Annotated in this window: 24 protein-coding genes and 1 tRNA gene; 12 read left to right on the forward strand and 13 right to left on the reverse strand. The window is 66.7% G+C overall.

Going from position 1 to position 24,464, the window contains the following annotated elements; translation table 11 throughout:
- Nucleotides 1-347: 347 nt before the first annotated feature.
- From RF645_RS01845 to RF645_RS01870, 6 genes are read right to left on the reverse strand one after another with little or no spacing between them, the layout of a single operon-like run.
- Complete coding sequence (locus RF645_RS01845) at nt 348-656, reverse strand: hypothetical protein (RefSeq protein ID WP_350870559.1); 309 nt, start codon at nt 654-656, stop codon at nt 348-350.
- Nucleotides 657-683: 27 nt separating this feature from the next.
- Entirely contained in the window at nt 684-875 is a 192-nt protein-coding gene (locus RF645_RS01850) for a hypothetical protein (RefSeq protein ID WP_368818503.1), read from the reverse strand.
- Between the two features lie 47 nt (nt 876-922).
- The gene (locus tag RF645_RS01855) at nt 923-1,168 is read right to left on the reverse strand and encodes a hypothetical protein (RefSeq protein WP_058871172.1); all 246 of its coding nucleotides are present in this window, start codon (nt 1,166-1,168) and stop codon (nt 923-925) included.
- Between the two features lie 25 nt (nt 1,169-1,193).
- On the reverse strand, nt 1,194-1,604 hold the full coding sequence (locus tag RF645_RS01860; protein WP_368818504.1) for a hypothetical protein: 411 nt from the start codon (nt 1,602-1,604) through the stop codon (nt 1,194-1,196).
- Nucleotides 1,604-1,819, reverse strand: coding sequence for a hypothetical protein (locus RF645_RS01865; RefSeq protein ID WP_058871174.1), 216 nt, complete (start codon nt 1,817-1,819; stop codon nt 1,604-1,606). The genes RF645_RS01860 and RF645_RS01865 overlap by 1 nt, the downstream gene beginning before the upstream one ends.
- A 55-nt stretch (nt 1,820-1,874) precedes the next feature.
- Entirely contained in the window at nt 1,875-2,123 is a 249-nt protein-coding gene (locus RF645_RS01870; protein ID WP_350870572.1) for a hypothetical protein, read from the reverse strand.
- 272 nt (nt 2,124-2,395) lie between these two features.
- Between RF645_RS01870 and RF645_RS01875 the strand changes: the two genes are divergently transcribed.
- From RF645_RS01875 to RF645_RS01895, 5 genes are all read left to right on the forward strand, one after another.
- Complete coding sequence (locus RF645_RS01875) at nt 2,396-3,268, forward strand: hypothetical protein (RefSeq protein ID WP_368818505.1); 873 nt, start codon at nt 2,396-2,398, stop codon at nt 3,266-3,268.
- A 414-nt stretch (nt 3,269-3,682) separates the two neighbouring features.
- Nucleotides 3,683-4,093: a hypothetical protein gene (locus RF645_RS01880; RefSeq protein WP_350870578.1), complete on the forward strand. Its 411-nt coding sequence runs from the start codon at nt 3,683-3,685 to the stop codon at nt 4,091-4,093.
- Nucleotides 4,086-5,096 carry a hypothetical protein gene (locus RF645_RS01885; RefSeq protein ID WP_368818506.1) on the forward strand — a complete coding sequence of 337 codons (1,011 nt, stop codon included), beginning with the start codon at nt 4,086-4,088 and terminating at the stop codon, nt 5,094-5,096. The genes RF645_RS01880 and RF645_RS01885 overlap by 8 nt, the downstream gene beginning before the upstream one ends.
- Nucleotides 5,093-5,638: a hypothetical protein gene (locus RF645_RS01890; protein WP_350870581.1), complete on the forward strand. Its 546-nt coding sequence runs from the start codon at nt 5,093-5,095 to the stop codon at nt 5,636-5,638. Before RF645_RS01885 ends, RF645_RS01890 begins: the two co-directional genes overlap by 4 nt.
- A gap of 31 nt (nt 5,639-5,669) precedes the next feature.
- Nucleotides 5,670-5,915 carry a hypothetical protein gene (locus RF645_RS01895; RefSeq protein ID WP_368818507.1) on the forward strand — a complete coding sequence of 82 codons (246 nt, stop codon included), beginning with the start codon at nt 5,670-5,672 and terminating at the stop codon, nt 5,913-5,915.
- A 65-nt stretch (nt 5,916-5,980) separates the two neighbouring features.
- Here RF645_RS01895 and RF645_RS01900 read toward each other — a convergent pair whose 3' ends face one another.
- Entirely contained in the window at nt 5,981-6,379 is a 399-nt protein-coding gene (locus tag RF645_RS01900; RefSeq protein ID WP_368818508.1) for a hypothetical protein, read from the reverse strand.
- Between the two features lie 270 nt (nt 6,380-6,649).
- Entirely contained in the window at nt 6,650-7,057 is a 408-nt protein-coding gene (locus RF645_RS01905) for a hypothetical protein (RefSeq protein ID WP_368818509.1), read from the reverse strand.
- 300 nt (nt 7,058-7,357) lie between these two features.
- Here RF645_RS01905 and RF645_RS01910 point away from each other — a divergent pair, with 300 nt between their 5' ends.
- From RF645_RS01910 to RF645_RS01925, 4 genes are all read left to right on the forward strand, one after another.
- Nucleotides 7,358-9,742 carry a DNA topoisomerase gene (locus RF645_RS01910; RefSeq protein WP_368818510.1) on the forward strand — a complete coding sequence of 795 codons (2,385 nt, stop codon included), beginning with the start codon at nt 7,358-7,360 and terminating at the stop codon, nt 9,740-9,742.
- Between the two features lie 231 nt (nt 9,743-9,973).
- A complete protein-coding gene (locus tag RF645_RS01915) occupies nt 9,974-10,945 on the forward strand; it encodes a hypothetical protein (protein ID WP_201023873.1) in 972 nt (323 codons plus the stop codon).
- A gap of 41 nt (nt 10,946-10,986) precedes the next feature.
- Complete coding sequence (locus tag RF645_RS01920) at nt 10,987-13,584, forward strand: hypothetical protein (RefSeq protein ID WP_368818511.1); 2,598 nt, start codon at nt 10,987-10,989, stop codon at nt 13,582-13,584.
- A gap of 106 nt (nt 13,585-13,690) precedes the next feature.
- On the forward strand, nt 13,691-17,566 hold the full coding sequence (locus RF645_RS01925; protein ID WP_368818512.1) for a hypothetical protein: 3,876 nt from the start codon (nt 13,691-13,693) through the stop codon (nt 17,564-17,566).
- A 75-nt stretch (nt 17,567-17,641) separates the two neighbouring features.
- Here the strand turns inward: RF645_RS01925 and RF645_RS01930 are convergent, their stop codons facing one another.
- The 3 genes from RF645_RS01930 to RF645_RS01940 form a co-directional block, all read right to left on the reverse strand.
- Nucleotides 17,642-18,124 carry a hypothetical protein gene (locus RF645_RS01930; protein ID WP_058871185.1) on the reverse strand — a complete coding sequence of 161 codons (483 nt, stop codon included), beginning with the start codon at nt 18,122-18,124 and terminating at the stop codon, nt 17,642-17,644.
- A gap of 264 nt (nt 18,125-18,388) precedes the next feature.
- Entirely contained in the window at nt 18,389-19,108 is a 720-nt protein-coding gene (locus RF645_RS01935) for a helix-turn-helix domain-containing protein (protein WP_368818513.1), read from the reverse strand.
- Nucleotides 19,109-19,230: 122 nt separating this feature from the next.
- Nucleotides 19,231-19,512 carry a helix-turn-helix domain-containing protein gene (locus RF645_RS01940; protein ID WP_278855660.1) on the reverse strand — a complete coding sequence of 94 codons (282 nt, stop codon included), beginning with the start codon at nt 19,510-19,512 and terminating at the stop codon, nt 19,231-19,233.
- 256 nt (nt 19,513-19,768) lie between these two features.
- On the opposite strand from RF645_RS01940, the gene RF645_RS01945 reads away from it, so the two are divergent.
- A complete protein-coding gene (locus tag RF645_RS01945; RefSeq protein ID WP_368818514.1) occupies nt 19,769-21,043 on the forward strand; it encodes a hypothetical protein in 1,275 nt (424 codons plus the stop codon).
- A 487-nt stretch (nt 21,044-21,530) separates the two neighbouring features.
- Here RF645_RS01945 and mptB read toward each other — a convergent pair whose 3' ends face one another.
- Nucleotides 21,531-23,093, reverse strand: coding sequence for a polyprenol phosphomannose-dependent alpha 1,6 mannosyltransferase MptB (gene mptB, locus RF645_RS01950; RefSeq protein WP_058871188.1), 1,563 nt, complete (start codon nt 23,091-23,093; stop codon nt 21,531-21,533).
- A gap of 178 nt (nt 23,094-23,271) precedes the next feature.
- Here mptB and orn point away from each other — a divergent pair, with 178 nt between their 5' ends.
- Both orn and RF645_RS01960 read left to right on the forward strand, forming a co-directional pair.
- The gene (gene orn, locus RF645_RS01955) at nt 23,272-23,901 is read left to right on the forward strand and encodes an oligoribonuclease (RefSeq protein WP_058871189.1); all 630 of its coding nucleotides are present in this window, start codon (nt 23,272-23,274) and stop codon (nt 23,899-23,901) included.
- A gap of 154 nt (nt 23,902-24,055) precedes the next feature.
- Nucleotides 24,056-24,131: transfer RNA gene (locus RF645_RS01960), tRNA-His, on the forward strand.
- Here RF645_RS01960 and RF645_RS01965 read toward each other — a convergent pair.
- On the reverse strand, nt 24,124-24,441 hold the full coding sequence (locus RF645_RS01965) for a hypothetical protein (RefSeq protein WP_235586743.1): 318 nt from the start codon (nt 24,439-24,441) through the stop codon (nt 24,124-24,126). The genes RF645_RS01960 and RF645_RS01965 overlap by 8 nt on opposite strands.
- Nucleotides 24,442-24,464 lie beyond the last annotated feature (23 nt).

Consider the following 24,464-nt stretch of genomic DNA (forward strand, 5'->3'; position numbering starts at 1 on the left):
CTCTCTGATGCTGGATGCGTGTGGTCTTGGGGGTCTGCAGGCGCAGTGCCTGTGACCTTCGTCTTCACCTCCGGGCCAGCCTCCGGCTGTGCCCTGCTGTGTTGACGATCTGAACTGCTCGTCGTCGTTCTTACGACCGTGATCTGTTCCGGATCAGCCTCCGGCTGATCCCTGCTGTGTTCTCGTGAAGCCCTGGCTTCAAAGCCTCTTCCGACTCAGCTGTGCTGAGTCACCCTGTGCCTGCGCCTGCTGCAGACACAGACCGAGCCGGTGAGCTGTGCGCTCACTGGCTCGGTGGGTCCTGCTGTTCGGGGGATCTGCTCCCCTGCTGATCTGCGCTGAGCGGCTCAGCGCCGCTGCTGGTGGATGGACTCGAGATCGCGCAGGTGGGCCTCGAGCTGATCCAGACGCGAGATGTCGCCGCAGGCGCGGGCCCGGGCGGCCTCATCGGTCAGGTCATGGTTGAGCTGGTCGATGAGATCCTCCTCGTAGGGCTCCGGCATCCGGGCGTGGCGCTTGAGGCTGTAGACCGTGGACGTGTCGACGATCCTGCAGGTGCGCCACACGATCGAGGCGGCCAGCACGATGTTGAAGATGAAGACGAGCCCGGCCAGCAGCAGCACCGCCGATCCGAAGATTTGCAGCGCGGTGTTCACAGTGCCACCTCGGTCGCGCGGGTGGATTCAGTCATGGTGGTTCTCCTCCGATGCAGGGTGGGACTCCCCGGAGTCATCCCGGGACGTGTGGGAATCCCGGGAATCACGGGAGTTGTCGTCAGGTGTCGTGGTGCCTCGCAGGGCACGGCGCAGCAGCTGCTGCGGGATGGCATCGCGGAAGAGCCCGGACACGCACAGCGCCAGGGTCGTCACGCTCATCACGAAGAGGGATGCCATCGGTGGTTGTCGCGTCTGAAGCTGCCGGCTCAGATCCAGGAGACGATCTGGTGACCGCAGGACAGCCGGATGCGAGTCATGGTGTCCTGGCGGCTGATCTCGGTGATGGACTGAGCCATCCCGGTCTCATCGCCGGGCTCGAGCGCGCAGTTCAGGCAGAGGTCGGTCGTGGCAGCCGTGTCGTCGGAGTCGGGCTCGGGCTGAGCAGCGATCGGCTCGGGAGCCAGGCGCGCCAGCAGCGCATCGGGCAGCCCGGGGTGCAGGGCAAGGGACATGTCGGGGTCTTCTTTCGGATCGAGGTCAGCCGGCCAGGCGCAGTGCCAAGGCGAGACCCAGCAGCACGAAGCCGCCGAGGTAGCCGCCGAGCAGACCCAGCAGGTAGTTGCGCAGGCGGGGGCTGTGGTTGACCACAGCGGTGTCGCTGGTGGTCTGCAGACACAGTGCGGCCAGCAGGCACACGGCCGAGGCCAGCAGGAAGTAGGCCGCCAGCAGGGAGGCGGCCATGGCCTGGGTGAGCACCAGCGGCAGGACCACCGGCATCAGCAGGCACACGGCCACAGCCATCACGACCGGCGGCACCAGGGCGCGATGGATCGAGATCTTCTCGGCCTCAGCGGTGGTGCGGAAGTCGTGGGCGATGGCCGCGGCACGACGGGCTCTCTCGGAGCCGCCGTGGGTGTGCATCGGACGCTCGGACAGCGCGCGGTGCATCAGAACCGCTCCTTGACGGCCGCGCGCAGTGCCGCCTTGGCACCGGCACGACCGCCGCGGCCCAGGCCGTTGCGCGCAGCAGCGCGGCGGTCCTTGTGCGGGGTGGCCCGGGAGGACCGGTAGATCTCGGCGACGGCTGCGGCCATCGCGGGATTGGCGGCACGCAGCTCACGAGCGCGCTGGCGCTCGGCAGCCGTGGGGTGGAACTTCTGCATGGCGATCGTGGTCCTCTCTGGGATGGATGACGGAACGGAACGGGCCAGAGCCGACTCAGCGGCTGAGCACGATGTCGAAGGTCTTCGGCAGCGCGGACCAGCAGACGTCGGTCTCGGACAGGTCGATGGACAGGTGCGGGTGCCGGTTCAGGTAGGCGGCCACTCGGGCGTCCAGCCACGCCGGGGACTCCCCGGTGAAGCGCACCCACCTGCGGTGCCCGGCTTGGGAGGTGACCAGCAGATCCAGCTGGGTCAGCTCGATGGATCCGGCGACGGCCTGGGTCTCGTTCAGCACTGCGGTCATGGGTCTCACGGTCCTTCTTCTCTGATGGAGGCAGGTGCTGAACCAGCACCTGCCGGACACGTCTGTCGTGTCCTGAATCCGCCAGGATCAACTCCGTTGATCCGCGCAGCGCCAGCTGCGCGCTGAGCACCTGACACCGGATGACTGACCCGCATGAGAGCCCTCTCCCAGAGTCGTTGTCGAGTAGTCTAGTCTCGAAAGCCAGGAGAAAACGACGTGAGAGGCCTCTAGCGGATACGCGCGAAGACGCCGAGACAAGAGGGGACTGCACGATGACCCGCACGATGACGAGACCAGGGCTGCGACTGGGCGCAATGGCCCTGCTGGGGGCTGTGCTGCTGACCGGCTGCGGCTCTGGTCAGGACGACACGGCAGCCGATGGATCCACGGAGACGGCCACGCAGGAGCCGGTCACGATGGCGCAGGCTCTGGCGCAGCTCTACGTGCCGGCCGGCGATGATCCGCAGAATCAGCCGGAGGTCGGCCAGTGCCTCGAGCAGGCCGTCAACGACGCGCAGATCAGCGAGAAGGCCCAGCAGCTGATCCTGGACACGGATGGCTCGCAGGATCTTGGCTCCGTGATCCAGTCGATGCCCGACGAGGATCGCTACACGATGCTCTCCAGCGACCTGCGCCAGTCCACCGACGACTGCCTCTTGGAGATCACCTCCGGGGCCGATGCTTCAGCTGCGCCTTCAGCTGCCGGCGCTTCCTCGACTGCTGATGATGAGCCGGCCGACGACGAGACGGCGGCGAAGAAGCCGAACACGAAGCCGGTCGTGGAGATTGATGAGGATCAGAAGATCCAGGACTCCGGCGCGCTGCGCCGCGGGGTGATCTCGATGTTCGGCTCCTTTGCCGTGGACGAGCACCAGAAGAAGGTCTACGAACGCAGCGCGGACTGCTTCTCGCAGACGATCTTCGGAGCCGGTCTCTCCGACGACGGCCTGCGCTTCATCGCCGGCGGCGCGCCGCTGGGCACCGGTTCGATCGCGGATCACCTCAACGACGGCGACCGGGCCATCTGGGAGTCGGACGGCTTCACGGACCAGATGGTGTCCTGCACGGATGCGGCCGAGACGGAGCTGGCGGCGGCTCCGGATGATGCCGCGACGGCCTCTGCCTCAGCGAGTTCGAACGACTGAGGCTTGGGCGAAGAGAAAGCCGGCGATGACTCTGCACCTCGAGTGCGAGTCATCGCCGGCCGCGCATCCGGCTCGGCACAGATCCGGGATGCGGTCTTTCTTCATCAGCGGCAGCGTCGGCTGGGCAGACCGACACGTGCCCTTCCAGCAGACCGAGCCAGGGTGAGAACAGGGGATCCACTCGGGCTGCCGGTCCTGCGAGTCGGCCGATCCAGTCTCCTGGGGGGACGATCCTGCCGACTCGCTCTGGATCCTATGCGGGATCAGGACGGATCCACCAGCAGCCAGAGGGCTTTCGAGCGTGTCTCGCAGAGGTCTTTTGCCTCATAATTCGATAGAGCATCGTAGGATGTACTTGAACATGAGTCGAAAGCGCATATCAGCGCCGAATGCGGGAAGAAGGTGTCATCTCAGATGACGATCGAGACGAAGACCAGGGGCGGATCCGGGGGCGGCCCGTCCACTGGTCCGGTGACGGGGCCGAACCGACGAGTGGTCTCGCAGCGACCGGGGGTCTTCGTGCGCCTGGCCGATCACGACAAGGCCCGCGCGCAGTATTGGGCGGACAAACGCGGTTTCAACTCTCTGGGCGAGTACGTCTCCGAGGCGGTGCTCGAGAAGATCAAGCGCGAGAACCAGGATTACGACCTGCCGACCCTGGAGCAGGCCCGGCTGCTGCAGCTGATGGATCTCGTGAAGGCCAATACCGAGGGCTTGGCGAACCTGGAGCGGCTGGTCCTGCAGATGATCGAGATGTTCACGGGCATGACCCGCGGCTCCTCGGACCTGCTGGATGCTCCGGAGGACGGTGAGCTGCGTGTCTGATCTGGATCTGGACGGGCTCGACTTCGATGCCGAGGACGAGGCCGACTCGGCGCTCAACGATCTGCTCAGCGCGCATCGCACCGGCGGCTCCGCCTCGACGGCTGCTTACCCGGCTGCGGCCTCGAGCACTGCCTCGGATGCAGCCGAGCAGGAGCACGAGTGGGCTCTGAAGGCCGCGCTGTCGGTGTCCCAGGACGCTGAAGCCGAGACGGATGAGCAGCAGCAGGCCGCTCAAGGGGCCGGTTGGGACGATGAGGGCGACGACCTTCCGGATGACGAGCCGGCGGAGGCTGGCTCCGAGTCGGCCGAGGAGGACTTCAGCGCTGAAGCCGTCGCTGCGGATCCTGAGGACCAGGACGTCGACACGGCGGTCGAGGAGGCGCTGGCAGCCGCCCAGGACGCGGCCGCCGGGCGCTCGTCGCTGCTGCCGGTCACCGGCTTCAAGGTCGCCGGCCACAGCGGATCGCAGATGCAGGTCCGGGCGATGCCGGAGGTGTTCTCGCAGGCGCTGCGCACCACGATCACCGAGGCCGCGATCTCGGCCGGACATCGCCGCGGCGAGGCTGAGCTGTTCGCAACCAAGCTGTCCCAGGCGGCTCTGGTCACCGCGCTGCTGTTCGCCCGGTTGCAGGTCAACGACCTGAAGCTCGAGGACCTGGATGACTCCACGGCGATGGCGGTGCAGCTGTTCCGTCGCACGGACCCGCTGCAGGCGGCCCTGGTGAGCGCCTTCGAGCACATGGCCACTCGCGAGACGGTGCGCGACCGCCGGCTGGCCCGGCTGGAGTCGAACCAGCGTCGGATCATCTCCACGACGGCGACCATCGAGCACATGCAGGCGTTCGCGATCGTCGACAAGCAGGACAACCTGCTGCGCGGTCAGCACAGCTCGATGGACATCGACGTCTCCGAGCAGTCGGTCATCGGGCTGCGCGATCGATCGCGGCACCAGGTCAAGACCCAGCTGCAGCGCGAGAAGGACCGAGAGGGGCGCAAGCGATGAGCACCGGGACGAAGCTGGTCTACCCGCAGCGCCGCCGCTGCGCGAGCTGTCGAGGAGGCCTGGGCGTGCATGTCACGGATCCGGTGCTGGACGGGCTCTACTGCAGTGCGCGCTGTGCCGGTGTGCCGGCACCGGCGGATCGGCCGGACGAGGCACCGCGGGAGTGCAGGACCCAGCGCGACGGGACCTGGGTCTTCAAGCGCCGATATCGCTGCGGGCAGGAGATCCCGGACCGGATCCGGGATGACCCCTCGACGAACTGGTATCGGTGCAGCCACTGCCGGCATCTGCACATCGGTCACTCCCGGATCGGAGAGGCCGAGCAGCTGCGGGTGCTGCAGGACCCGCAGGCACTGGCCGACTTCCTGGTGAAGCGTCGAGGTGCGGCCACTCGCAAGCAGGTCGCCGCGGCCGCTGGCATCCGCCCGATCCGGCTCAAGGAGCTCGAGGAGCCGGTCAAGGATCAGCGCGTGGACCTCGAGGCGCTGTTCGCTGTGCTGGCCGTGCTGCAGGCCCGGGCTGCCGTGACGATCGGAGGCTGAGTCTCGATGGTCGGGTCATATGCTGAGGCTCATGAGCGGCCAGGAGGAAGTGCAGGGCAAGGGGCGGTGGCAGAAGCCCGTGTCCCGCAAGCTCCTATCTCGCATGTTCGGCAGGAGCCGCAGCAGCAGAGGGGACGTCTACGAGGTGAAGCTTTCTTCGGGCAAGACCATCTACACGACATCTCTGACCGACAAACGGGCGTTGGAGGCGGCGACGCAGACGGCGCGGGAGGCTGATGCGCTTGCGGCGGATCTGAGTTCTGCCAAGAGCAGCTGATGAACCGCTGCTGACGTGGACGACCAAGGCCCGCCAGGATCGTTCCTGGCGGGCCTTGGCCATGCTCAGAGCTTCTGACCCGGCAGCAGCTCGTCGATCTCCTCGAGGTCAGCCTCTCCCCCGGGCTGCATGTTCGCGCCCTGCCACGGCTGGGACAGCTGCAGTTTCGTGGCATCGAGGTGAAGCTGATCGTCGGCGCGCTGCCAGTCTCGGCGCACGATGCCCACTCGCCCGGTGCGCTCATCGTCGCGGATCTCGTAGGCGATCAGCGTGCCAGCCGGCGCGGACTGCGTGTACTGGAAGGTCAGCAGCCAGCCGCCGTCGCGACCGCCGGGCATGCCGTGGCCGCGCAGACGGTAGCCCCAGTCAGCTTCGTGGATCTCGCTGCTGCCGGGGGTGCCGCTGGGGCGGATCTGCAGGCTCTCGGCCTCGTTAGCGGTCTCGATCGAGTCATAGATGAGCATGGTGGTCCTGCCTTTCGGTGGTCGTGGGGCCACCGTAGCGCGAGACCGGCTCCAATCAGGGCTTCTGCTGGCTGCGGCAGCGCGGGCCTGGCCACCGGGACCGACAAGCGGGCGATGGAGGCTGCGAGGAAGACAGCACAGGAGGCTGATGCGCTTGCCGCATCCCTGACTCCTGTCACGAACAGCTGACGGGATGCTGCTGATCTGTGCGACCGAGGCCCGCCAGGAGTGATCCTGGCGGGCCTCGGTCATGTTCAGAGTCTCTGCTGTTCAGTCCTGGCTGCCGATGTGCAGCTGCGAGTCCGGATGCCTCACGGCGGACCCCTCGCAGACCTGATAGGAGCGCACGTGCGCGACAGCCCGGCCCAGGTCCTGGGCGATCATCGGCAGTGCGAAGCGCAGGGACAGCTGCTCGTCGCCGATGGGCACCAGGAACGGATCAGTGCCCGAGCGCCGATCACTGCTGGTCTGTGTCAGCACAGCGCCGTCGGCGCACACGAGCACGCCGACGGCGCGCTCATCGCGAGGATGCTGCGCGACTTGATCTGCTGCCCACTGCGCCAGCGGCTGCGGGTCGGCCTCGCTGAGCCCGGCTTCCAGCAGAGCGTTCTCGGCGCGGATCAGGAAGATCGCAGGGACTGGGTTCGAGGGCTCGTGCGGATCTGAGGAGCTCGTCATCGGACGAGTCTCCCACGAGAGCCTCTTCTCGTGGGCTCGCAGTCCGGCGGTGACAGGGCCGCCGCCTGCTGGTCCCAGCGCTGCACGGGCTCCGGATCCGTCTCGGGCAGCTCGAGCCAATCCAGGACGTCGAGGACACGCGCCTCAGCAGCAGGATCGGCGTCATCAGCAGGAGCAGGCGGCGGAGCATGGGTCATGACTCGATTATGTCATGGAATGCTGGGCTCGACTCGCCTCTCCGAGTCGTCTCTCGGATAGACTCTCGTTCATAAACGAGTCGACTACTGAGAGGACGGCATCATGACCGTCGGCATTCTGACCGAGAAGCCCTCCGCGGCGCGCAAGTTCGCGACCGCCCTGGGCGGCACCTCGGGCAACTTCGAGGGCACGGACTACAAGATCGTCTCGGCCCGGGGTCACCTCTACGAGTTCGCCGAGCCGCACGAGATGGTCAAGGACCCGTCTCTGGAGTCCAAGTACAAGCTGTGGGACCTGCAGAACCTGCCGTGGGATCCCCAGGAGCTGGACTGGCATCTGGTGCCGATCAAGGACACCAAGGACCTGCTGATCTCGCTGCGACGGGATCTGGGCAGCTGCGACGAGATCGTCATCGCTACTGACGTGGACCCGACCGGCGAGGGCGGGATGATCGCCGGCAACATCATCAGCGAGCTCGGCCTGGAGTCGAAGCAGCTCTCGCGCATGTACTTCACCGACGAGGAGGCTTCCTCGCTGCAGAAGGCCTTCCGCTCGCGCATGCAGATCGCCTCGCTGGCCTCCTTCGACGAGTACCAGAAGGCGCGCTACCGGGCGATGCTGGACATGCTCACGATCCAGTTCACCCGCGTGGCCACGACGATGGCTCGAGAGTCCGGTCGGGATCTCGTGCTGCGCAACGGCCGGCTCAAGTCCGCGGATGTGAAGCTGGTCGGCGATCAGCTCAAGGCTCACAACGACTACGTGCGCAAGCCGTTCTTCCAGAACCGCTTCAAGGATGAGAACGGCGTCGTCTACACGAACCCGGAGGAGCCGCGCTTCGACGCGGCTGATCAGGTGCCCTCCAGCTACTCGAGCTCGCCGGTCGTGAAGGACTCGGCGACCATGAAGTCCACCGCTCCCCCGAAGCTGCTGGATCTGGCGAGCCTGTCGACGCAGCTGCAGGGCAAGGGTGTGAAGGCCAAGCTCGTGCTCTCGACGTACCAGAAGATGTACGAAGCTGGTGTTGTCAGCTACCCGCGCACGGACGACAAGACGATCACCCCGGCCCAGTTCGACGAGCTCGCCCCGAAGGTGGACCAGATTGCGGCCCTGGTCGGAGTGGATCCGGCCCTGCTGACGCATCGCACGGCCCGGACTACGCACGTGAAGTCCCAGGGTGCCCACGGCGCGAACCGCCCGGGCCCGAATGTCCCCGATTCGCTGCAGAGCCTCGAGTCGACGTACGGGGTCACCGGCCGGCTGATCTACGAGACGCTGGGTCGCAACTACCTGGCGATGCTGGCCGAGGACTACACCTACGAGCAGCAGAAGGGCCACCTGGAGACCTACCCGGCGTTCCTGGGCCAGACCAACGTGCCCAAGGAGCAGGGCTGGAAGCTGGTCTTCGATCCCGACGCCGGTGAGGAGCCCGAGGAGGACGCCGAGCAGGAGGCCGCCTCCGGGCTGGGCACCAGCGCCGATCCGTTCGTGCACGAGGGCGCGAACGTGCGCCCGGAGCATCCCTCGATGCGCTGGCTGATGAAGCAGCTGGCCAAGCGCGACGTGGGCACCGGTGCCACGCGGACCTCGACGTACGCGGAGATCACCAACGAGAAGGCGAAGTACCCGCTGCTGATCGAGAAGGGCCGCAAGTTGACCCTGGCCGAGGCTGGGGACCTGAACTGGCGGCTGCTGCCGGACACACACATCGGGAATCTCACGCTGACCGAGCAGGTCTACGCGAACATGCGCGCGGTCGCCGACGGCTCGGCCTCGGCGGATCAGCTGCTGGGCGACGTCGCCGGTTGGGTGCGCGAGGACATCGAGACCATGCAGCGCAATGCGGACACCCTGCGCAGCGAGCTCGGGCTGACCAGGACGCCGGTCACGGCCCGGGCCACCGGTGTGTGGCAGGCGCATCCGGAGGGCCCGCAGAAGGTGAGCTTCAAGCGGATCTACTCCAGCCACGAGTTCACCGACGAGGAGATCCAGAAGCTGCTGGCCGGCGAGGAGATCACCTTCGATGCCGTCTCGAAGCAGGACAAGCCCTACGTGGCCACCGGTTCGCTGGGGCTGAACACCTTCAAGGGCCGGGTCTACGTGGGCTTCGTGCGCAAGATGCCGGACAAGCCGACGCAGTGGTGCAGTCACACGTTCACCGACGACGAGGTGACGGCCCTGCTGGCCGGGCAGAAGCTGAAGATCGACGATTTCGTGTCGGCCCGGACGAAGAAGACCTTCTCGGCCGAGGTCACCTGGGATGCCGATCAGCACAAGATCATCCCGGACTTCGGCAATCCGGACGCTCCGCCCAAGTCGTGGTGCAATCACGAGTTCTCGGATGCCGAGTACAAGAAGCTGGTCGCCGGGCAGAAGGTCAAGGCCAGCGATTTCGTCTCGAGCAAGACGAAGAAGCGCTTCGAGGCGACGGTGCAGTGGAAGCAGGAGAAGGGACGCAAGAAGCTGGTCCCGACCTTCGGCAAGTGATCCCTGATCAGAACTGACCTGCGATGACGAGTCGATCCGGCTCGTGAGATCGTCACACGGCGAAGGCCTCTGCCGCATCGGCAGAGGCCTTCGTGCGCGTCTTGGACATCTCACCCGTCAAGGCCTCTCGAGTCTCGTCTCGAGAGGCCTTTGTGCGGTAGTCTTCTCTACAAGTGCCCTCATCTCTGAGGGAGATTTCGGTGAGAACGAGAAGCGCAGAAGGGCGGCGACATGGCGAAGGAACGCTATGGCATTCCGGCAAGTCTGAACCGGTCCCCGCTGGACCATGGGATCCACGTCAATCCGTCGCTGCCGGAGACCCCGGTCAAGCAGCTGCTGTTCATCTTCTTGGGAGCCATGGCGCTGGTCTGGATCGTGCGGGTGACCTTCGTGGGCAGCGCGGCCACCTGGCTGGTGGTCCTCTTCGTGATCTGGGGCGTGCTCGTGCTGCTCTACATGGGCCGGGTCACCAAGACGAAGGACCTGGTGATCTCGCAGGTTCCCTCAATCCTGGCCTACCTGCCGCACAAGGCCCGGCACGTGATCACGCGCACGACCTCCTCGCCGACGCCGTTCTACTCGGTCTCCGGCGGCATCGACGGGATCGATGAGGACGGCACGATCAGCTTCTACGGCGGGGCCAAGGCCGTGATCTACCGCGTCGTCGGCTCGGCGTCCTACCTGCTCTTCGACGACGACCGGATCGAGATCATCGACCGCAACGACTCGTACTGGCGCAAGGCCGACGTGTCCAGCGAGTGGCTGACGATCACGACCAAGGAGCCCCAGCGGATCCATCACCAGCTGGCGAACCTCGAGCGCCGCAACCGCGAGCTGGTCAACCGGGATCCGGATCTGATCGGGCTGCAGAACGAGAGCTACGACATCCTCGTCGATCACGTCGGCACGAAGTTCAGCTCCCTGCACCAGTACATGCTCGTGCGCGGCGACTCGGCGGACGCGCTGCTGCGGGCCCAGAAGGTCTTCGAGTCCGAGGCCCAGGCCTCCACGCTGATGCTGCGCGACATCCAGCTGCAGGATCGCACCGAGGTCGTGCCCCTGCTGCAGACCTTCTTCCAGGGCTCCGGCGGCGGATCGGTCTTCAACAGCTACGGCTATGGGCGCACCCCGGCCGAGCGTGCCAAGAGCCAGCTGCAGAACGAGCTGGCCCGCAGCGAGATGGCCCAGCCGCCGGCCAGCTGAGCGATCACCACAGACACCAGAACGGACAGGACGAAAGCGATATGGCACTGATCACGAGCTCCGGCCCGAAGACCACGGGCTCGGTCGGCACCGGGGACGAGACCGAGGCGACGACCAACCGCACGACCTACGACGAGGTGGACGCCTCGATCGACGCGCTCTTCAAGGACAGCGTGGACGCCTCGGAGATCGAGGAGACCATCGGTACCTCGAACCGGGGCGGGTCGCTGCGAGATCGCATGGCCCGGGTGACCGGCATGCGTCGCAAGGCCCGGGCCGCGAAGGAGAAGACCACCGCGGGTGCGGGTGAGACCTCCGGCGGCTCCACGGCTGTCGGTGCTGAGGCCGGTTCCGAGGACGAGGAGACGCCGGCGACCGAGCTGAAGGGCCTGCGCGGCTGGCGGGCTCGTCGCGCCCGTGAGCGAGAGCTGACCGGGGCGTTCGAGAACTACCCGCACCTGCTGGCGATCAAGCCGAAGGAGGGCTACGTCTTCCACTCGGACTACTACAAGGTCGACGACAGCTTCGCCTGCGTGCTGGCCTTCTTCCACCGCGAGGCGGCCGACGACGGCTTCGCCAGCTTCTGGGGCGTGGATCGCGTGCCGGACGGGCTGCACCACGACGTGACCGCTGTGGTCTTCGAGCAGACCCGGCGCATGGACGAGTCCTGGGTCAAGCAGCACGAGAAGATGGCCGAGCGCCTGGACGTGCTCGACGCCAAGGAGCAGGCCGACGCCGGCACCCGGTCCTCCAAGCAGAAGACCTCGAAGGTCGCTCAGGACATGGAGGTCATCGCCTCCGAGCTGCGCAACGGAGCGACGTATCTGCACGTGCACAACCGGATCATGCTCAAGGCCCCGACCCTGGAGATCCTCGAGGAGTCGCTGGAGCGGCTGAGCCAGCTCTACACCGAGCGCTTCGCCACGATCACCACGGCGGCCTACACGGGCCTGCAGCGCGATGAGCTCGGCGGACTGCTCAAGCCCAACGACAAGAAGCGCGGCCGCGGCTTCCACTTCACCTCCACGGAGCTGGCCGGGTCGTACTCGCTGGTGACCAACGGCATCAACGACAAGGCCGGCGAGTTCGTCGGCGAGATGGTCGGCGACCTGAACAACTCCGCCGTGCTGTTCGAGGTCGACGGCTTCGATCACCACACGGTGATCGCCGACGAGGCCATGAGCCTCTACCTCGAGCGCCAGCGCGTGTCGAACATGTGGTGCTCGAAGATCTCGCAGGCCGCGCTGCTGAACAATCACCGCGTTGTGCACCTGGTGCTGGACGGAGCCGATCTCGACAAGCTCGGGCCGAAGTTCTCCCGGCTGACCTCGCGCGTGGACATGTCCACCGGCGACGTGAACATGTTCGAGATGTTCGGCGACAAGGAGGAGGAGCTGGCGATCTTCTCGGTCCAGATGGAGAAGCTCAAGCTGATGTACGAGCAGCTCCACGAGGACACCGACGGCTCGGTGCGCACGATCATCCGCGGCGCGCTCGAGGAGTCGCTGACCGACTTCTACGTCGACCAGGGCATGTGGCGCTACAACGCGCAGGAGAACCGCCACAAGCTGCGCGTGGTCGGGATCCCGCACCAGGACGTGCCGCGCCTGGAGATGTTCATCTCGTACCTGAACGTGGCCCGCAAGCGACTGATGGCCGCTTCGGACAACGACCCGGACCAGCTGCGCGCTTACAACGTGCTGATCTCGATCTCGAACATGATGCTCAACTCCAACGGCGAGCTGTTCAACAAGCCGACGACAGCGGCGATCGATGGGGTCAATGACGCCCAGCGCGTGATCTACGAGTTCTCCAAGCTGATCCGCCGCGGCAAGGGTCTGGCGATGGCGCAGTTCGTCAACGTCCTGGGCTTCGCGGTCTCCACGCTGGGCGAGGGCGACGTGGTGATCATCCACGGCGCAGAGCACATCGACGACGGCGTGAAGAAGTACGTGGGCGACCAGCTGGCGCACCTGTACAGCCGGGGCGGGCGCGTGGTCTACAGCTACAACGATGTCGGCAAGATGCTCGACGACCAGGACTTCAACACCTTCGACGCGGCCGACTACACGGTTCTGGGCCCGATGCGCGAGCCGATCGTGGAGAAGTACCAGAAGCTGCTGCACCAGGTGCTGCCCCCGGATCTGCACAACCTCGTCGTGCGTCGCGGTGAGGGCCTGACCTTCCTGCGCCGCGGCAAGCAGAACATCGTCTTCCACACCGACCTCGCGCTGGGCATCAACCCGCACCGCGAGGCGGATCGGCGGAAGCTGGCGCGTCAGGCGCAGGAGGCGATGGAGAAGGCCCGCGCCGAGGCGGCCCTGGATCAGCACATGGAGCCCGGAGCCCGACGCAGCTCGGTCATGAACGAGTCCATGGCGGATCCGACGTACGTGGCGGCCCGAGAGCGTCAGGCCGCTGTGCGCGCGGCTCGGCGCAAGTCGCTGCTGCGCAAGGACGAGAAGGCGGCCGCAGCTGTGGCGCAGGACTCGAGTCAGCAGAAGAACCGGCCCGGACAGAGCTCTGGGCGAGGCCTGGGTCTGAACCGGGCCGACAAGGCCAGGCAGGGCAGCTCCTCGCAGCCGGCCACCACTTCGGCAGCGCGGTCGGCTGCCTCGCACGGGTCCACCGTGAACTGAGATGTCCACCACTACTCGAGAGACTGCGATGACTGAGATGATCGCCCGGAGCCCGCTGAGCGGACTCGGATTGAAGACGCGAGACGGGGCCACGAGGCCCCTTCTCGTGCGTGTGCTTGTGGTGCTGCTCATGGCGCTGCTGATCGTGCCGATGGTGTTGTCGATCACACCGGCTTCGGCCGCCAAGGATGACGAGGAGGCCGACAACTACTCGCTCTACCAGCTGGCCTCAAACGCCTCGAGCTACTTCGCTCAGGAGAACAGCCCGGTCGGCAAGGGCGATCTGGCCAAGAACTGGGGCGAGGTCACCGACTCGGCGGCCGACGGCGGTTCGATGCTCGGCTATGCCGACCCGGACTTCAGCCTCGGCGATGCCGTCGGCTGGGCCTTCAACGAGGTCTCCGGCTCCTCGCAGTCGGTGCGCTACGAGACCTTCGTGACCCCGGCTGAGGCGAACTCGGACGCCAACTACTCCGGCATGCTGGACTACGCCCACTTCGGTGCGGCCAACAACTCCCTGGGCCTGGACAGCATGTCCAGCGGCATCGGCGGCAGCATGATGGCGATGATCTCCGGATCGATCGTGTGGATCCTCTACGCCCTGGCGCTGGCGATCAGCACGACGTTCTGGGTCGTCATCCAGCTCCTGAAGCTGCTCAATCCGTTCGGCTGGTTCTACACCGGGATCATGAGTGCTGGCGACGGCTCGGCGGACTCGATCGAGGCCCAGAAGGAGATGGCTCTGGGCATGATGGACGGTGCCCCGCAGAGCTCGCAGTCGATCCTGGGTCACATCCAGATCTGGGTCGGCAGCTGGTACGGGCTGCTCAACGACATGGCCTGGCAGCTGATGGTGCCGCTGTTCGTGGCGGTGCTGATCTTCTCGCTGGTCGTGCTCAAGAAGTCGAACCGCGGGTCGCTGCTCAAGAAGCTGGCCATCCGCCTGCTGTTCATCGGGCTGGGTCTGCCGCTGATCGGCTCGCTCTATACGTCGGTGCTGAACCAGTTCGACGACTCGATGTTCGGTCAGCACTCCGGGCCCACGCGCGTGGTGCTCTCGACCTACGTGGACTTCGAGGACTGGGCGATGAATCAGCGCCTGGCGATCCCCGAGAATGCAGACATCTCCTGGTCCGGTCAGGAGGCCGGGGCCTCGTCGATGATGAACGCGCGCACGACGGCCCTGGCCATCAACGCGGCCTCGAACTCGGAGTTCTCGCAGATCCAGGTCGGCGAGTCCGGCACGTCTGCCGATGAGGCCTGGAACTCCGGCACCGGCGACTTCAGCGGTGCTGTGGCCGAGGACGATGCCACGCAGGGCTCTGACGCCGGTTCGATCCTGGCGGTGCTGGGGCTTCTGAACAACTACATCAGCGGCACCGAGGTCTCGGCCGCCGACTTCGAGTCGGGCGTGAAGTCCGAGATCACCCGCACCGATACCGTCAAGGACAAGGACAAGCAGGCCTGGTTCGACGACTCCGGCAGCTACGGCGACGTCAAGGACCTGGGCAAGAAGGGTGATCCGGTCAAGCCGAACGAGCACCCGGTGATCTCCGTGGCTCCGGGCGAGGGACTGCAGGCCGAGCTGGTCGAGGCTGATGACGGCAGCTCGTCCGTCTACGAGTTCACGACCTCGGACGCTGCGCGTCGGTCCTGCCACTTCCAGGTGGTCGATGAGGACGGCAACGCGGCCGCGTGCAACCTCGCGCCGCTGGCCATGTACAACTACCTGAACACCGGCTTCGGTCCGGATGCGATGACGATGTACAGCTCCAACAACGCGACCAGCGGGTTCACCCGTGAGAACCACATGGCGGTCTCGCAGGTCGGCACCGGTCCGGTCAAGGTGACCTTCTGGTCCAACACCGTGGTGATCCTCGGCGTCATCGTCCTGCTGGGCTTCTCCTACGCCTTCGGGATGCTCTTCGGAGCGATCAAGCGCGTGATCGGGCTGGTGGGCGCGATTCCGCTCGCGACGTTGGGCTCGCTGGGCCAGATCGCCAAGCTGGTCATCTACGCGACCGTGCTGATCCTCGAGGTCCTGGTGACGCTGTTCCTGTACCAGTTCGTCTCCGAGATCATCCTGGTGCTGCCCTCGCTGATCACGGGGCCGATGTCCAGCTTCCTGGGCAACGGGTCGCTGCTGGGCAGCCGGATCCTGGGCACTGTGGCGATCGTCGTGCTGACGCTGCTCTCGACGCTTTTCATCCTGGTGATCGCCTTCGCGCTGATGCGGGCTCGCAAGGTGGTGCTCACGGTCATCGATGAGCAGGTCACCAAGTATGTCAACCGCTTCATGGAGACTGAGGCCGCACCCACCGGGGCTGGTCAGCTCGGCGGCGGCACGGGCATCCCGCAGGCCGTGGGCAGCGGTCTGGGTGCTGCCGGTGCGGCAGCTGCCGGTTCGCGTCTCAACGGCGGCGGCTCGGGTCGCTCCGGCGGCGGTCGCCCCAGCGGCGGCGGCTCCACCCGCATGGGCGGCGTCGGCGGCGGATCCAACACCGGCGGCCTCAACGGCGGCGGTCGTGGACTGGGTTCCGCCGGTGCGGCCGGCGCTCTCACTGGCGGTGCAGCTGGTGGTCTGGGCGGCGGTTCGAAGGGTTCGCCCGGCGCTGCCGGTGGTGCCATCGAGGGCGGCACCGGACCCGGCGGCCCCGGCGGCGGCAAGGGCCCCGGTGGTCGTGCCCTGACGGGTGCTTCTTCCGATGGGGCTGATGGTGCCGGTGCCGAGGGCACCCAGGGTGCACAGGGCGACTCGCCGGCTGCCGATCGTGCGGCCGCGGATCGTCTGCAGTCCCAGGGCGGCCTGACGAACTACGGCTTCGGGCCGAACCACGTCGGCGCTGACGGCGAGGCCGGCTCCGAGGGCGGCTCGGGCTCCTCCGGTGCTTCCGGAAGCTCCACGAGCGGTCCTCGCGGTCAGGCCGGCATGGGCGTCGACGGTGCAGGCACCGAGGGCGCAGCCGGTACGGGTCAGAGCGCTGAGGGCACCGAGGGTGCCTCCGGCGGCTCCGGCGCTGCTGGTGCTGCCGGTGAGCGTGCGCACGGTTCGGCCGGTGCAGGCTTCGCTGTGGGCGGTGCCGACGGCACCGCTGGCATGGGTCGCGACGGTGCCTCGGCTGAGGCCTCCGGCGTCGGCGGTGCTGATGGTTTGGATGCCACCGGCGAGTCCGGTTCGGCGCTGAGCTCCAAGGATCGTGCGGCCGGCGGCTCTGTGGCCGTCAACGGCGGTGCTGGTGCTGGCGCTGGTGCTGAAGGTGCTGCCGGGTCCAACAACGGCTCCCGCAACGGCGGGCGCTTCGGCATGGACGTCGATCGCGGCAACGGGGCTCCCGGTGCTGCGAGCACGGCAGGGCTGGGCGTGGGAACCGGGATCAACACCGGCTCCAAGCCCGGTGCTGGTATCGGTGCCGGTGCCGGTGCCGGTGCTGCCGCGGCTGCAGGTGTCGGGGCTGCTGCAGGTGTCGGGGCGGCGGCCGGCAAGGCTGCTGGTTCCACCGGTCGCGGCAGTGCAAAGGGCGCTTCGAGCCAGCCGACCAACGGTGCTGCCAGCGACTCTGGGAAGCACCGGGTCTCCCAGCCGGGCGTGAAGGGAGCCGCGACGGGTGTGGAGAACTACACCGCCGATGGATCCCGCTTGGGCCGCAGCGTCAAGGGAACGCCTCGAGGTCAGGTTTCGACCCCGGTCGCTCCGCGCTCGGGTTCGGCTCCGGCACCGAAGGCTGCACCGCAGCGCTCGGGATCGGCACCAGCACGTCCTCAGGCACCGGCCCCGCGCACGGGTGGTGCGACTCCGGCTCCGCGCCAGGCACCGGCACGTCCTCAGGCACCGGCTCCGCGCACCAGCGGATCGGCACCGCGCACGGGTGGCGCGACTCCGGCCCCGCGGCAGTCCCCGGCTCCGCGCACCGGTGGTGCTGCCGGTGGTGCGACTCAGCCGAAGAACGGCGGTCGTCGTCCCGGTCAGATGCGTCGTCGCTGATCGGTGAGAAAGCAAGAGCCCCGTGGGATCTCCCACGGGGCTCTTGTCGTGCGCGCTGAGGATCTCAGCGCAGGCTCAGTCGTTGAGCTGCTCGTCGCGCTGGGCCTTGGCCTGGTCCGAGTCGAAGGGCAGCATCGGATCGTCGTCGAGCACGGCCATGCTGTCGTCGAGGCTCAGCGTCGAATCGTCGCCGCTCTGCCAGACGATGGCGGTCTGATCGTCGTTGATGGTCCCGATGTCGTCGATGTAGTCGGCGTTCTGATCGAACTCGCCGGCCTCGGCAGCCTCGGTCGTCTCGTAGGGATCCTCGTCCTGCAGCGCCGAGCGCGTGAGGATCGCCTGATCACCGTCGATCTGCAGGTAGATCGGCTCGGAACGGTCCTCGCCCTGGAAGATGCCCTGGACGGGGCCGGCCTGCGAGCTGGTGTCAGAGCTGGAGCCGCTGGCCTCGGTGGTGCTCGAGCCGCCGCAGGCAGCCAGAGACATGAGTGCACCGCCCAGGACGAGACCAGCGGCGGTGCGGCGGATCCGCTGGGTCGCGGTCCTGGTGGTGTTCATGATGTGCTCTTTCTATCGGTTGATGATGTTCGTGAATCGAAACTGCGGATCGTGTAATCGGATCAGGACCTCGCCGCTGTTTCCAGCGTCCCGGCCCCATCTCCAGCAGACTCCCCCGACCCGAGCAGAGTCCTCTCGCGAGGACACCCGGGGGCCGGAGCTGGCCTGATCGATCCATAGTTGTCCTGCCACTTCAGGAACATTCAACCAGAGAACTGCGGAATACGCAGACAGATTCTCTTCCTGCGCATTCTCGAGCGAGTCTCAGCCGCGGCCGGAGAGGACTTCGATCTGGTGCTCGAGCACCCGCAGACCGCGCTCCGTCTCGTCGAAGAGCAGCTCCAGTTCCGGCACGAGCTGCTGGAGATAGGCCACCCGGGCGACATCGAGCTCGTCCTCGTGCACGACCGCCAGATCCTGGAGCTCATCGCGGGCCGCCTCGAGCTGGTCCTCCACGTGATCCCAGCGGATCCGCAGCCGGAAGCGCTTGTCCTGATACCAGGCCAGGCGCGTGGGCTGATCCAAGCTGGTCTCCCCGCGCAGCCACTGCTGGAACTCGAGGTAGCTCAGGTCCTCCGGCAGCCCGGATCCCAGCGGCTGCTCCGGACCCGGCGTGTTGATCGGCAGGTGGCCCAGCAGCACCGTGGGCGTCACGTCGAGCGCGAAGCTCAGCGCCACGAGGTCATCGACGGTGGCAGGGACCTCGGCATCTTCGATCTGGCGCAGACGCCGGGGGCTGATCGGGTGGTCGTAGGAGGCCATCTGGCCGGAGAGCTCATCGCGGCTGAGCTGCAGGGTGCGCCGGTACTGGCGCACGGCATCGGCCACAGCCAGCGTCGTGGCCTCGACCGGCGAAGAAGACGGGACCGGCTGCTCGGACTGGACATCGGCCGTCGTGGTCTTCACGGACTTCGCCGGCTTGCGCGCAGGGGTCCGTGATGCAGGTTTCGAGGTGTCCGGGGTGTGGGAAGAGGTGGAACGCATGCTCCGGATCGTAGAGCAGAGCGCACGACGTTTCGCCTGATCTGTCAGGACTGCACGAACGAAGCAGCCCGTCTGCGGAATCCGCAGACGGGCCGATGAGGTGCTTCAAGTCGGGCTGCTGTTCAGCGCGAGGAGACCAGGTGCGCGCGCAGCCAGGCGTCGAGGTCCTTGACGCGGTAGACGATCGAGGAGCCGTGCTGGACGTAGTTGGGCCCGACTCCCTCAGCGCGCCAGCGACGCATGGTCGAGACCCCGAAGCCGATGTACTCAGCGGCCTCAGCGGCCGACAGCGCGGCCTTGGTCGGTGCCCCCGAGGCCTGCTGGTCGAGTCGAGCCATGATCTCGTCGAGCTGCTCGGAGATCCCGCGCCGCGGGTCGATCTGCGTCTGGGGCGATCGGGTCATGACTGCTCACCTTCGGGTTCTCAACAGCCTGTCCCGATGACTCGAGAGGCCTGTGCGTTGCGACGCGACCGGCTGTGCGCGTGCAGGACAAGCATAGGTCTCTCATGCCCTCTCGACAAGCAACTCGCGAGAGGTTCTGAGAGCATTAGGGCGCTCACGGGCGACATGAGGCGCTGACGATGGCTAGGATCGAGCGACGCTGATGCCGGCACCGGCTCAGCAGGACTGGCGGCACGACGAGAAGAGGCGGGCTGACGTGGCAGGACTCAGCGAGGGCGAGACGACGATCAACCGCGTGCAGGCGGTCAAGAACGCCGATGGCGTGTGGATGCTGTCCTGGTACATCAAGATGCCGGATGGACAGCTGATCAAGAAGCGCTCTCAGGGAAAGACGAAAGGCGCGGCTCGTCGCAATGCCCAGCAGAAGGCCGAGAAGATGATCCGTGACTTCTCGACAGGGCACTGGTCGACCTCGGATCTGATGGTCGATTACCTCGATCTGGTGGCCAAGCCGGCGATAATGCGGGCCCGTCGGAGAAAGCGGACAGAGGATCGATATCTGCAGGTGCTCCGTTACATGAAAGGCGAGTGCGCTGCTGACCACGGCACGCAGCACAGCTTCAAGGGACAGACGATCGGCACGGCTCGCGAGTTTCGCAGCGTGGAGAAGATGCTCGATGAGATGGAGGTGCTGCATGGTCGCGAGACTCGGCACCAGACGCGCACGGTCGTCTCGCTCTACGTGCTCGAGCAGATGATGCGCGACAACCTCATCACGGCGAATCCTCTGCTGGGTCGACGGCTGAACACGGTGACTGAAGTCGAGGAGCGGCCCCTGCTGGTGCTGGACTTCCAGCAGTGGAACCAGGTGCTGGACCACCTGCTGAGCATCGACCCGGCCGAGGGCATCGAGGCACCCAAGCGCGGGATGTACACGCTGGCGGATCGGATCGCGCGTCGCGCCACGGTGATCGACCTGACGCTGCTGCAGGCCACGACGGCGCTGCGCGTGAACGAGGCCTCGCGGCTGCGTTGGGGCAAAGAGATGGTCGCGGACAGCCACGGCCGGCTGATCATCAACGTGACCAAGGAGATCTCGAAGACGAAGAAGCCTCGTTCGATCGGTGTCGGGGATGCTCGGGTCGAGCAGCGCCTGCTGGAGCGCGGCTCAGCGATCCCGTACGGCTGGCCTGTCTTCGGCTCGCCGGCTCGACCGGAGGGTCTCTGGGACAAGCGCCAGCGCGACGAAGCGATCCGCAACCTCTACGACGAGCTCGCCGAGCAGCTGGATCTGCCCTACCTGCACGAGCGACGCACGCACATCTGGCGGGGCACGCTGAACACGATGCTCCAGGAGCTGCCAGTGGCGATGCGCGCTGCGCACCTGGGTCACAGCGTGGCGGTCAACCGGTCGTCGTACACGTCGCTGGCCGATGCCACCGTGCTGACCGAGCACCTGCGCACGCTGCGCGAGGTCGGGCTGATGGACGATGATGAGGACGAGGCTGAGCCGGATCCTCAGGACGAGTGAGCCCGGCAGGGCAGGCACAGAACTGACCCATAAACTGACCCACAGCATCGAGCTTTTCCGAGAGTTGCTGAGCTCATTTGAGCAAGTCTGAAGCAGCGTTGTCGCAGGTCAGCCCGGTGAATGGGCAGGTCAGGGGCACAATGGCGGGGCTCAACGAGCCTAATCTCTTGGTCGGGGGTTCGAATCCCTCCCGGGGCACTTCTGTCCTGAGTCGCGACATCGTTGACAGACGATGTCGCGGCTCAGCCTCTTCTCGCGGCGAGTCGGCGAGCAGGCGGTTGGTGACAGATATGCACGCCATCCGCGCTGATGGCGTGCATATCCGTCACCAACCGGAGCTGCCGTAGGCTCACGCGCTCACGGCGGACGTTCAGGCGCGGGGACCCTGCCGGTCGCACATGGATCGTCTCGCGCACTGTCAGGGACTCCATGCCCCTGGGCGTCCCCGTCGTCGATCCCTGGGACGCGCAGAACGGTTCCTGAGCCCTCAGATCACCACGGGCTGATTCGGGTCGATGCTGCGCGTCCGCCGGCTGCGTCGGGTGGAGGGGTCCAGGAACCAGAGGTACGCCCCGTACGCCACGCCGATCACCGCGGCGATGGTGCGGCCGGATCCCAGGTCGATGTCGAGGTACGGGAAGACGTCGAGCTGGTCCGAGATCGCGTAGATCATGAAGAACACGGTCAGGAAGAGCAGGACGTCGGCCTGCCAGTCCGGGCGGATGCCGGTCACCGCGAAGAACGGGATCAGCCACACCACGTACCAGGCCTGGATCATGGGTGAGAACACGACGATCGCCGCGAAGGCCAGCGTCATGCGCCGCACCACCCGCTCGTCGCGGCCCGTGAACATCAGCCACAGGATGATCGGCACCGCCAGCGCCTGACCGGCCGAGTGCACGAAGCCCCTGGCGGCCCCCGCGTCGCCGCCGAACAGCCCGGCGATTCCCCCGATCACCACGCCCAGCAGGCCGATCGGGGCGTACCAGATGAACGAGGTACCTGTAGTCGACAGGCCCTCGATCCAGCCCCAGCCGAAGCCGGACATCCAGCCCAGCGCAGCCATCACGGCGATGGCCCAGGCCAGCGTCAGGAACCAGATGAGGAACTTCCGCGGCCACGACGCCCCGCGCCCGGCCCACAGGAGCCCGATGAACGGCAGCAGCACCACCGTGATCGGCTTGATGCCGATCGACAGGACCACCAGGGCCGTGCCTGCCAGTCCCCCGCGCCAGTCGCGCCACGTGGCCGCGACCAGCACGCCGAGAAGCGCCAGCGCGGTCATGATGGCGTCGTTGTGCACGGCCAGGATGAAGTTCACCAGCAGCAGCGGATTGGCCGTCGACAGCCACAGGGCGCGCGTGGGATCGACCCCGTGGCGCTGCGCCAGCCGGGGAACGGTCCAGGCCAGCAGCATCACGGACAGCACGCACAGGATGCGGAACAGGAACACCGACGAGTCCGGCTCCGCGCCGGTGATCCCGACGATCGCCCGCTCCATCATGATGAACAGCGGCCCGTACGGCGGAGGGGACTCGCTCCACAGCTGATCCGCACCGAGCTGGAAGAAGTTCTCGATCGTGGAGACGCCGGCCTCGTAGGGGCTCAGCCCGGCAGCCGCCACCCGGCCCTGCCCGATGTACGAGTAGACGTCGCGGCTGAAGATCGGCACCGAGAAGACCATGGGCACCGACCAGGCGATGGTCGCGGCGGTGACCCACCTGCGGGATCCGGGCCCCCACCCCTGCAGCTTCTGGCCCAGGCGGAACCACTCGCGCACCAGCATCATGGATCCGATCGCCACCAGGATGATCGACAGGATCGCGCCCGGTGTGGTGAAGCGCAGCTCGATCACCAGGGGGCTGCGCCGCAGCTCGGAGACCCCTGCCAGCCAGCCGACCCCGTAGGAGCCGATCATCAGCAGCACGGATCCGAGAGTCCCGAAGACGACGGAGCGCAGGATCGACCGCTCTGCGCGCGCGGAGCGCGGCGGGGTCGTCGCGGTGTCGGCCGCCGGCTCGGGCGGCTGCTCGGTGGTCGTCTCTGGCACGGATCCCCTCACGGCGGTCTGCGGGCGGTCGGCCAGGCGCCCCGGTCATGCTGCGGGCGCCTGGCGCGGTGGCCGTCATCCTACCGCCGCGCCATGAGTGAGGACTTCTCACGACGGAGGCGCTGGGCTGTCCGTCGCCGCGGCTACAGTGGCCGACGTGGCTCTCTCTAATGAACGAATGGTGTGGATCGACTGCGAGATGACGGGTCTGTCCCTGACGGACGATGCCCTCATCGAGGTCGCGGTGCTCGTCACCGATGATCAGCTCAACGTGCTCGGCGACGGCGTGGACGTCGTCATCCGGCCGCCGGAGGGCGCGCTCGAGCAGATGGGCGACTTCGTGCGGAACATGCACGTCGAGTCCGGCCTGCTGGAAGAGCTGCCGTCGGGGACCTCGATGGAGGAGGCCCAGCAGCAGGTCCTCGACTACATCAGGACATGGGTTCCGGAGCCGGGAAAGGCACCGCTGGCCGGCAACTCCGTGGGCACCGACCGCACGTTCCTGGTCCGGGACATGCCGGAGGTCGTGGAGCACCTGCACTACCGGATCATCGACGTCTCCACGATCAAGGAGCTGTCCAGGCGCTGGTTCCCCCGGGCCTACTTCCAGTCCCCGGAGAAGACCGGCAACCACCGCGCCCTGGGCGATATCAAGGACTCGATCGACGAGCTGCGCTACTTCCGCGAGGCCGTGTTCGTGGACGACCCCGGCCCCTCCTCCGAGCAGGCCAAGGAAGCCGCCTCCCGTGTGGTGGCGGCCCGGCGCCTGGCCGAGCAGAGCGGCTCCCAGGACGAGCCGCAGGCCTGAGGTCCCGCGCCGCCCCTGCGGCTGTGCGATCTGCCCGTGACGAGATCGACATCGTGCGCGCGGAAGACTCAGGAATGGGTTACAGTAGTCCGCGTTGCTCAGCGGCTGACAACGTCTCCCCTGCGGAGACGGCCCGGCCGTGGCGAGCAGCTTGGTGGGCGTAGCTCAGTCGGCAGAGCGCCTGGTTGTGGTCCAGGAGGTCGCGGGTTCAACCCCCGTCGCTCACCCCAAACGGGTCAGGTGTGAACTTTCGACCAAGGGTCCGCTCTTGGTCGAGGTTCTCACCTGGCCCATTTTCTTCGCTTCGGCGGTCCAGCTCAGCCCGTCGTACGGGTTCCGGCAGCCGACGCGCACGTCGTTGTCCTCGTCGATGTAGAGCGCCTTGAACAGCACTTGATTGATGAGCCGCCGGTTCGCGTCGTCGGCGTACTCGTAGATGTCGGCGGCGTTGGACAACAGCTTCAGCGAGTCGTCGAAGTTCTCTCGCGCAGCGGCGTAGTTGCCGTGGTGCGCGGTGATCCGGTGCTCGATGGTCTCCAACGACGCGGTGTGTATCGCCCCGG

Origin of the sequence: Kocuria sp. CPCC 205260 (genome assembly GCF_040981045.1) — a bacterium.
GTDB classification, from domain to species: domain Bacteria; phylum Actinomycetota; class Actinomycetes; order Actinomycetales; family Micrococcaceae; genus Kocuria; species Kocuria palustris.